Source organism: Leptothoe sp. LEGE 181152 (assembly GCF_032906605.1).
Lineage (GTDB): Bacteria > Cyanobacteriota > Cyanobacteriia > Phormidesmidales > Phormidesmidaceae > Leptothoe > Leptothoe turfae.
The window spans coordinates 830,869-839,842 of sequence record NZ_JASATU010000017.1; the positions used below are offsets into that span (position 1 = coordinate 830,869).

7 protein-coding genes and 1 pseudogene are annotated in these 8,974 nt (G+C 49.1%); 6 read left to right on the forward strand and 2 right to left on the reverse strand.

What is annotated here, in order from left to right; genetic code table 11:
* Positions 1-36: 36 nt before the first annotated feature.
* Complete coding sequence (locus QGP82_RS11735) at positions 37-1,317, reverse strand: glycerate kinase type-2 family protein (RefSeq protein WP_499059240.1); 1,281 nt, start codon at positions 1,315-1,317, stop codon at positions 37-39.
* Between the two features lie 271 nt (positions 1,318-1,588).
* Between QGP82_RS11735 and crtL the strand changes: the two genes are divergently transcribed.
* The 5 genes from crtL to QGP82_RS11760 all read left to right on the forward strand — a co-directional run bounded on the left by crtL (position 1,589) and on the right by QGP82_RS11760 (position 7,242).
* Positions 1,589-2,833, forward strand: coding sequence for a lycopene beta cyclase (gene crtL / locus QGP82_RS11740; RefSeq protein WP_499059242.1), 1,245 nt, complete (start codon positions 1,589-1,591; stop codon positions 2,831-2,833).
* A 400-nt stretch (positions 2,834-3,233) separates the two neighbouring features.
* The gene (locus tag QGP82_RS11745; protein WP_499059244.1) at positions 3,234-3,722 is read left to right on the forward strand and encodes a response regulator; all 489 of its coding nucleotides are present in this window, start codon (positions 3,234-3,236) and stop codon (positions 3,720-3,722) included.
* A gap of 100 nt (positions 3,723-3,822) precedes the next feature.
* A complete protein-coding gene (locus QGP82_RS11750) occupies positions 3,823-5,724 on the forward strand; it encodes a thiamine pyrophosphate-binding protein (protein ID WP_499059246.1) in 1,902 nt (633 codons plus the stop codon).
* A 274-nt stretch (positions 5,725-5,998) separates the two neighbouring features.
* Positions 5,999-6,265 carry a hypothetical protein gene (locus tag QGP82_RS11755; protein ID WP_163659342.1) on the forward strand — a complete coding sequence of 89 codons (267 nt, stop codon included), beginning with the start codon at positions 5,999-6,001 and terminating at the stop codon, positions 6,263-6,265.
* Between the two features lie 128 nt (positions 6,266-6,393).
* Positions 6,394-7,242 (forward strand): hypothetical protein, encoded by an 849-nt coding sequence (locus QGP82_RS11760; RefSeq protein ID WP_163659343.1) that lies wholly within the window; start codon positions 6,394-6,396, stop codon positions 7,240-7,242.
* A 15-nt stretch (positions 7,243-7,257) separates the two neighbouring features.
* Here QGP82_RS11760 and QGP82_RS11765 read toward each other — a convergent pair.
* Positions 7,258-8,225: pseudogene (locus QGP82_RS11765) on the reverse strand (integron integrase).
* Between the two features lie 346 nt (positions 8,226-8,571).
* On the opposite strand from QGP82_RS11765, the gene QGP82_RS11770 reads away from it, so the two are divergent.
* Positions 8,572-8,931: a hypothetical protein gene (locus QGP82_RS11770; RefSeq protein ID WP_499059251.1), complete on the forward strand. Its 360-nt coding sequence runs from the start codon at positions 8,572-8,574 to the stop codon at positions 8,929-8,931.
* Positions 8,932-8,974: the final 43 nt, after the last annotated feature.

Consider the following 8,974-nt stretch of genomic DNA (forward strand, 5'->3'; position numbering starts at 1 on the left):
GTTGAGCGAAGTCGAAACCAGCGGCAACAAAGGGTTTTATCCTTCAACAACGATGGCCCGAAAGTCATTCACATTGGTCAATGTGGGTCCGGTCACCACTAGTGCTCCAATGGATTCAAAAAAGCTATAGCTGTCGTGGGTGTTTAGATATTTCTGCGGGTTACGTCCTGTGCGCCAGAGGTCTGGTGTAATCAGGGCTCCGGCATTGTTTTCGCTACCGTCGATGCCGTCGGTGTCGCAGGCAATGGCGGTGATGCCGGTTTCGCCGTCCAGGTAACTAGCCAGGGCCAATAGAAACTCGCTATTGCGGCCGCCTTTGCCAACAAAGTTTTGTTTGACGGTAACGGTGGTTTCGCCGCCGGAGAGGATGACGCAGGGAGGGGCAATGGGTTGCTGATGGCGTTTGGCTTGACGGGCAATGGCTCCGTGCACCAGGGCGACATCGCGGGCTTCCCCTTCAATGGCATCGCTAAGGATCAGGGGAGTATAGCCGCTTGCGATCGCAACCTTGGCTGCTGCTTCCAATGACTGTTGCGGCGTCGCAATCAGATGGTTGGTGGTGGTACTCAGCCGCTCATCCTCCGGAGGAATGACGGGGTTAGGATTACGCATTAGATAATCCCGAATGGGATTGGGAATGGTGATCCGATACCGGTTGATGATTTCCAGGGCATCGGCGGCTGTGGCCGTATCTCCCACGGTGGGACCAGAGGCGATGGCACTGAGGCTGTCCCCCGCCACATCGGAAATAATCAGCGATACCACCTTGGCCGGATATGCCGCTGCCGATAGGCGTCCCCCCGATGAACAGGACAACGACTTACGCACCGTATTCATAGAAACGATATCCGCCCCTGACGCCAGCAGTTGACGGTTGATGTCCGCTAGATTTTTTAGACTGATGCCCTCCGGTGGCAGGGTAAACAGGGCCGAACCGCCGCCGGAAATCAAGCAAATCACCAAATCATCAGCGGTCAAGGTCTGCACCCGCTGCAAAATTTGCTGGGCTCCCCGCATACCGTTGGCATCGGGCACCGGATGTCCTGCTTCGATCACTTCGATGGATTGGGTGGGGACAACGTGACCGTAGCGAGTGATCACTAGACCTTCCATGGGTTCTGCATTGCCTGCCTTTGCCCAGGTATTTTCCACAGCCTTGGCCATGGCGGCGGCAGATTTACCAATGCCAACCACCACCACACGTCCTCTGGGTTTTGTTTTTAAGTAAGGCTCTAGGGCGCGGGCCACCTGTTCTTGGGGCATGGCCGCAGCAACGGCAGCATCAAATAGTTCTCGCAGTAGGTCAGCGGACGACATAGTCTGGTTTGGTAGTGCAACTGGGGTGGGGGAGAGCATAGCCTGATTTCTAAGTAATCAATATAGGTGGCTTCAGATATCATCGATTGACCACCGTGAGCAAAATGTTCCGGACGGGCTAATCGTAGGGATATTGTCCTAAAATCACGAATCCATAAAATCGCCAATTTGCGATCACCGATTGTAGAGACGTTCCATGGAACGTCTCTACAATCGGTAATTTCCCGTTAGGGTGATAATAACCATAGGGATATTTGGGAGAATCAACACGGTGTTTGACGTATTAATCATCGGGGCAGGGCCTGCCGCACTGATCATGGCATCCGCTTTAGCCAACCATGGTTTATCCCTCCAAGGCCTGGCTCCGACAAAACCAGATACTCCCTGGCCCAATACCTATGGCGTCTGGTGTGACGAACTAGAAGAGCTGGGCCTTAAGGACTTATTAGGGCAAAGCTGGCAAAACACCGTCAGCTACTTTGGCCGAGAAGCCGCCACTCAACCCACAAAGCATCGTCGTGACTACGGTCTATTTGATAAGGACAAACTACAGCAGCATTTTCTAGATCAGCTGGGGGACATGACCTGGCACTGTGGCAAGGCTGCGACTGTGACCCACGCTAGCGACCATAGCTGTGTGACCACTGAAGCGGGCGAAGAACTCAAAGCCAAGCTAGTGATTGATACCACTGGCCACAATGCCGCTCTGGTGCAGCGGCCTACACCTAAAAATCCGCCTGTGTCCTACCAGGTGGCCTATGGCGTTGTGGGCAAATTTTCCAAACCTCCCGTGGCACCGGGGCAGTTTTCCTTGATGGACTACCGGGCAGAGCATCTGTCAGCCGAGGAACTGGCCGGTCCTCCCACCTTCCTCTATGCCATGGACATGGGCGATGACGTGTTTTTTGTGGAGGAAACCTCCCTGGCCCTGTCTCCGGCCATGGCCTACGACACGCTAAAAGACCGGCTACAGAAGCGGCTTAAGGCAGATGGTGTGGAAATTAGCGCAGTACATCACACAGAACATTGCCTGTTTCCCATGAATCTGCCGCTGCCGGATTTGAACCAGCGGGTGTTGGGGTTTGGCGGTGCAGCTAGTATGGTGCATCCAGCTACGGGTTACATGGTGGGGGCCCTGCTGCGGCGGGCTCCGGATGTGGCGGTTGCGATCGCCACGGCTATTTCTAACGGAGACGTGGGGGAAGCGCTTGCCCAAGCAGGTTGGCAAACCCTATGGACCACCGAACGTTTACGCAAACATCACATTTATCAGTTTGGGTTAGAAACCCTGATGCGCTTCAACCATCGTGAACTGTGCCAATTTTTTGACAGCTTCTTCAAGCTACCCCAGACCAAGTGGGCAGGCTTCTTAGCCGATACCCTATCCCCCTTTGAACTGGTGATGGCCATGGTCACCATGTTTAGCCAAACAACGAACCCAGTACGCGGCGGACTCATGGGGGGCGTCGGCACCGATGGACAACTGTTATTCAAGTCGCTGATGGGTAAAGTTTAACTCAGTCATCGGCTAAAGCCCTTTCATATAAGCGTTTGGCATTATCAGGAAAAGTCTCAGTAAGTTTAAGAGATTTCCATCTACCCGTAATATCTTTATGAGTTTTCCATGAAGGGGCACCATAACTTCACACTCTTTGAGGCAACCTGGAAACATCAAACACTTTTGGTGAGCGATGCATCGTAAACCTTCAGGGCAAGAATTTTTACGTGGGTGAATGAGCCGTTGAATACTCAGCTTTTCACCATCCTCCCCAAAATTGCTAGTACAGCGTCAGGCTTATTCACAAACTGTTTTTATACCTTGTTCCCACCCGTTTAGATTTTAATTTTAAGCTTGGCCATCTACTAATTGACGCAGTGCTGACCCGTTGTTTTGTTGCTAGCAATTCCAGTCACCCATGGCACTTCTAACAAAGCCCACCCTCAAACGATTACCCTGTCTGCTACCGCGTCTTCGTCCAGATCACCCCTCATGCCGGGTGTTAGTGGTGGATGACCATCCCGTAAATCGCACCTTATTGATGCGTTTATTGCAACGCAGTGGTTTTGCCGTCAGCCAGGCCGTTAATGGGGCCGATGCCTTCACCCGTTGGGAACAGTGGCAACCCCAGCTCATATTTATGGACTTGCTGATGCCTGGGATGGATGGTCGCGAGGCCACACGTCTGATTCGCACCGCCGAAGCCATGGAGCAGCGGCAAAACCTTACAAAAATCATTGCCCTCACTGCACAACCAGCATTGGCCTGTGCCCATCAAGTGAATGTCGGCGGGTTTGATGACATTATTACCAAACCCATTCGGCCCTATACAATGTTTGAACTCATCGCTCAATATCTTGATCTGCAATACATCTATAGCTGTTCTGAAGAATGGAGCGCTAGTTAAATCAGTATTCCTCAATACAAACCTGTCTAATTTCCATGCATCCGGTTCCATGGAATGCGAGAATACCCCTTGACAACAAACGTCACAAGGGAGATATGACATGGCTGCATTTCCAATCGACTTGGGCGCTTACAAGCGTATTAGTCTTGATCCGTCTACACCGACGCTGACTGATGAGCAGCGTGAGGCTATCAAAGCAAATATTCAACTTTGCCGCGATGCCATTGTCTTCTTTACAGCAACCGGTGCTGCGCGGGGTGTGGGCGGTCATACTGGTGGCCCCTACGATACCGTCCCCGAAGTCATGCTCATGGATGCTCTTTTCCGGGGTGCACCTGACAGCTATGTTCCCACCTTCTTTGATGAAGCCGGACACCGTGTGGGTACCCAGTATCTAATGTCTGCCCTGAATGGCGACCTGCCTGCTGAGCAGCTCATGAACTATCGTGCTGCCGGTTCTCACCTCCCCGGACACCCTGAGCTGGGTCTTACCCCCGGTGTAAAATTCAGCTCTGGTCGTCTGGGGCACATGTGGCCCTACGTTAATGGCGTTGCCCTAGCTAACCCTGGCAAAACTGTTTTCTGTCTTGGTTCCGACGGTTCCCAGCAGGAAGGTAACGACGCTGAAGCGGCTCGTCTAGCGGTAGCTCAGCACATCAATGTGAAGCTGCTCATTGATGACAATGACGTCACCATTGCGGGTAACCCTTCTAAGTATTTGCCTGGTTACAGTGTTAAGAAGACACTAGAAGGTCACGGTCTGAAGGTTCTAGAGTGCAACGGTGAAGATATCGATGCGCTATACGCTAACATCTGCGAGGCCATCAATACTCCCGGGCCGATCGCTGTTATCCTCAAGCGTCCCATGTGTCCTGGCATTGAAGGCCTGGAGGGGTCTAACCACGGTCATGATGTAATCTCTGTTCCTGCTGCGATCAAGTATCTAGAAGCTCGCGGTCACCAGGCAGCAGCCGACATTCTCAAGAATACTGAGACACCTAAGAATCCCAACACCTACACCGGTTCCACCGATAAAATGGATGCCAACCGTAAGGTCTTTGGTGCTGCTGTGGTAGAAATGCTCGGTGCCATGGGTGAAGAAGAGCGCAAGAACAGCGTTCTCGTTGTGGACAGCGACCTGGAAGGCTCTTGTGGTCTGAACACCATCCGTGAAGCTCATCCAGAAGTCTTTATCAGCGGTGGTATTCAGGAGCGCGGCAACCTATCTGCGGCAGCTGGCTTTGGTATGGAGAAAGGCAAGCAAGGTATCTTTGCCACCTTTAGTGCGTTCTTGGAAATGTGTATTTCTGAGATCACCATGGCTCGTCTCAACTACTCCAACCTGTTGTGCCATTTCTCCCACGCAGGCATTGACGACATGGCTGACAACACCTGCCACTTCGGTATGAACAACCTGTTCGCCGACAATGGTTTGGATGACAGTCATCCCACTAACATTTACTTCCCTGCTGACGCTAACCAAATGCGGGCCTGCGTGAAGTCGATCTTTAACGCTCCCGGTCTGCGCTTTATCTTCTCTACCCGTTCTAAGGTACCCATGATTTTGGATACTGACGGTAACGAGATGTTTGCAGGAGACTACACGTTCACATCGGGTAAGGATGACATTGTTCGTGAGGGTACTGCAGGCTACGTTGTTGCCTTTGGTGCTGCGCTTTACCGTGCTCTAGATGCGGTAGAGAAACTTAAGGCAGAAGGTATTGATGTGGGTCTAATCAACAAGGGTACTCTTAATGTTGTAGATGAAGAGACTCTTGCTAAAATTGGTGACACTCCTATGGTACTTGTGGTTGAGTCCTTTAACCGTCGTACTGGTCTAGGTAGTCGCATGGGCTCCTGGTTGCTGGAGCGGGGGTTGACGCCTAAGTATGGTTACATTGGTACTCACATTGAAGGTGGCGGTGGTCTTTGGGAACAGTTCCCTCACCAGGGGATTGATTCTACTGGCATTGTTGCTAAGGTAAAAGAGATGCTGGGTTAATTACAGCGAATAATCTTTTGATTTTCTCTTGATAAAAAGCGGCAGAGCTCTTTGAAGGCTCTGCCGCTTTTTCTTATGTTGAAATTAATGGCTTTACCTAAGCCTAAAGAGTCTTTAAAGAAAGATAGTGAACCTTAACAATCGACCTCACCGTAACTCTCACTACACCTGCATCATTGCTATGAGCGATCACCCTGTCGGGGGGTGTGGGGGAGTTAGGCCCCCACGAAAGGGAGGGTTTCAGGGAGGAAAGCCCTGAGCAACCCTCTTCGCTATGGATCAATTTTCACTTTATGAACCTGAGCTGTTGGTTAAAGGCAAAACCGGTTGCTTGGGGTCCCTCCGAGTTCTCTTTCTGGAAGTAGTTAAGTTATCTCCTTTAGGCATATTGGGGTTTCCCATGGGTAGGGCCGTGACGACACCCTACGACCCAACGTACTGGATTGTTCCTAATCGCATTACGTTAAGGAGTTACGGCGGGGTCGATTATATGTATTTCGAACTTTCTCCCGTAAGACATTTCTCCTTAGTACGGCAATGAAGATGTCGAGATGGGGAGGTGGTAAAAATTTATAGGGTAAAAAAGTGAAAAAAGGAAAGTACCCCTACGGGTACTACGTGAATTTTATTGGGGTATTCCATACTTTAATTGGTATTAACTCGTGAATTATGCGATTTACTGGTTCCCCTGAGCATTTAGATACTCATATCTTACGTAGCTATTCTGTACTGCGCTGGTGTATGAGTGTGTTTGGTTTTATTTTGCCTCTGTTGCTTGTGATTGGTGGGCTTAGAAGCTGGTGGTGGCTTGCGGCACCGCTGCCGGTTCAGAATTCTCTGAGTGCTTACTACTATGCTGGGTCGAGCTGTACGGCTTTAGAGGGTGTTTATCGGGATTTATTTGTTGGTGTTTTGGCTGCGATCGCAGCCTGCTGTGTAATCTACAGTGGCTTTGGCAAGCTAGAGAACTGGTTGCTCAACATTGCCGGTGTTTGTCTTGCCGGTGTGGCTTTTTTCCCGACGGACTGGCCTGAACCTCAGATGCTGGCATCGTGTAAAGACACGCCGGGTTTTGTGGATTATGTGCCTAGCGAACTGCTAGGGTTGCCGATGTCGATTCATTTTATTGCTGCGATCGCATTTTTTATTGCGATTATGGTGGTCAACATCTACACGGCAATGGACACGGTCAAAATTACTGAAGATGAAAAAAAGAGAGCTTTTTGGACAGCCGTCTTTAGTGTTGCCAGATTTCTGATGCCGATTTCCATTGGCCTAGTGCTGTTGCTGAGGCTGGCCACTGGTACGAGTATTATCGGTGATCGCCTGGTTTTGTGGATTGAGTGGGCAGGTATATGGGCGTTTTCTCTGTACTGGCTGCTCAAGAGTATCGAAATCCTTGGCAGCAAGGTGGACATTGATATGGTCAATGGCAGAGTAGAGTGGGACACTCTTTCAGATGGTAACAAGGTCAGCAGGCATCTGCAGCGGTGTAAGGTATCCCATGATGGTCCCTGAAATTTCTTATTTAGATTAGGTATCTAATGGGCTTTTGACTCCACGACCACCGCGATTAAGCACATGGGTATAAATGATGGTTGTTTTTACATCCTTATGACCTAATAGTTCTTGTACGGTGCGGATATCGTAGCCATCTTCCAAAAGATGGGTAGCAAAGCTATGGCGAAAGGTATGACAGCCACCATATTTTGTGACACCAGCACGCTGAAGCGCCTGTTTCACCGCCCGTTGTATAGAGCGCTCATAAACATGATGTCTTCTGATAATCTTGGTTCGAGGATCGACAGAACGTTTCCAAGAGGGAAACACAAATTGCCATTTCCATTCGCTATGGGCATTGGGATATTTACGTTCTAGGGCATAGGGCATTTCAACCGTTCCGTACCCCATTGCTAAGTCTTGGTCATGTAAACGTTTAGCTTTTTGCAACTGTTGCTGTAATGGATCAACCAATGAGTCAGGTACATCGTACGACGATCTTTCTGGCCTTTGCCATCTCGCACTGTAATTTGGTGGTACTCAAAGTCTAAATCCTTTACGCGTAAGCGCAGCCCTTCCATCAAGCGCATACCTGTACCGTAGAGCAAACTGACTATCAGATGTTGAATGCCGTCTAGATTGGCTAAAATGCGTTTTACTTCTGAGCGCGTAAAGACAGTTGGTAAGCGTTGAGGGCGTTTAGCACGCTCAATATCATCTATGTAAGGCAATTCTATATTGAGAACCCGACGATATAGAAATAACAGCGCACTGAGAGCCACCGTTTGAGTCGATGCTGCCACATTCCGGTGGATAGCAAGATGCGATAAGTAAGCTCTGATTTCAGATGCCCCCATGTCTTTCGGGTGTCGCTTGTTATGCAACAAAATGTAGTCCCGAATGTAATAGACATAGGATTTTTCAGTTGAAAGACTAAAGTGCTTTAGCCGAGCAACTTCCCTAACTTGATCAAGTAAGCGTGGTGGCTTTGATTTTGCCATCGTACATGACGTATAACTCCTGTATGGAGTGACTTAACTGTCAAATCTGACGGATAAGTACCCCATTCACCATACTTAACTGTCAAATCTGACGGATAACACCCTATTTTCCCGGAGTTATACGTCATGAGTTGCATATAAGTTCTGTAAATAAGGGTGTTATTACCTAAAACTGACGGATAAGATCCGGAAATATGGATCTTATCCGTCAGATCTGACGCTGAATATATAGTTATGCGGCAAGTCATTTAGCTAGTGTACGTACAGCAATAATTCAACTGAAATAGAATCTGCTATCAAAAGACTTGGTAATATAAAAAAAATGAAGCTTTCATAGTGACATAAAATGCCTTGGAATATAGAACCTCAGCAAATGCTGTATGTGACTGCTATAGTTGCTTCATATGGTGCAATACTTGCTACTCTAAACTTTTTGAGAGAACTGAAAAAAGATACAGTTAGGCTCAAAATAACAGCAAGAGATGCTCTTATAGATCCCCCTATTGTCTGGGCAAAGTCAGTCGAAGTTGTGAACAATAGTTCTTTTGAAATCGAGATAACTTCTGTTGGATTTATTCTTGATTCCAAGGCCCAGTTAGTGTTTATGCCAGATGCTGATTATGTAATTGCTCAACTCCCCCCGCTGGGGATGGCAACCATAAGAAAATATCGTAGTGTAGAAGGATGCAAGACCTTCCTGACCTAAGTGACCTAAGCCCTGAGGCAAAAGATGCCTTGATACGAGTGTT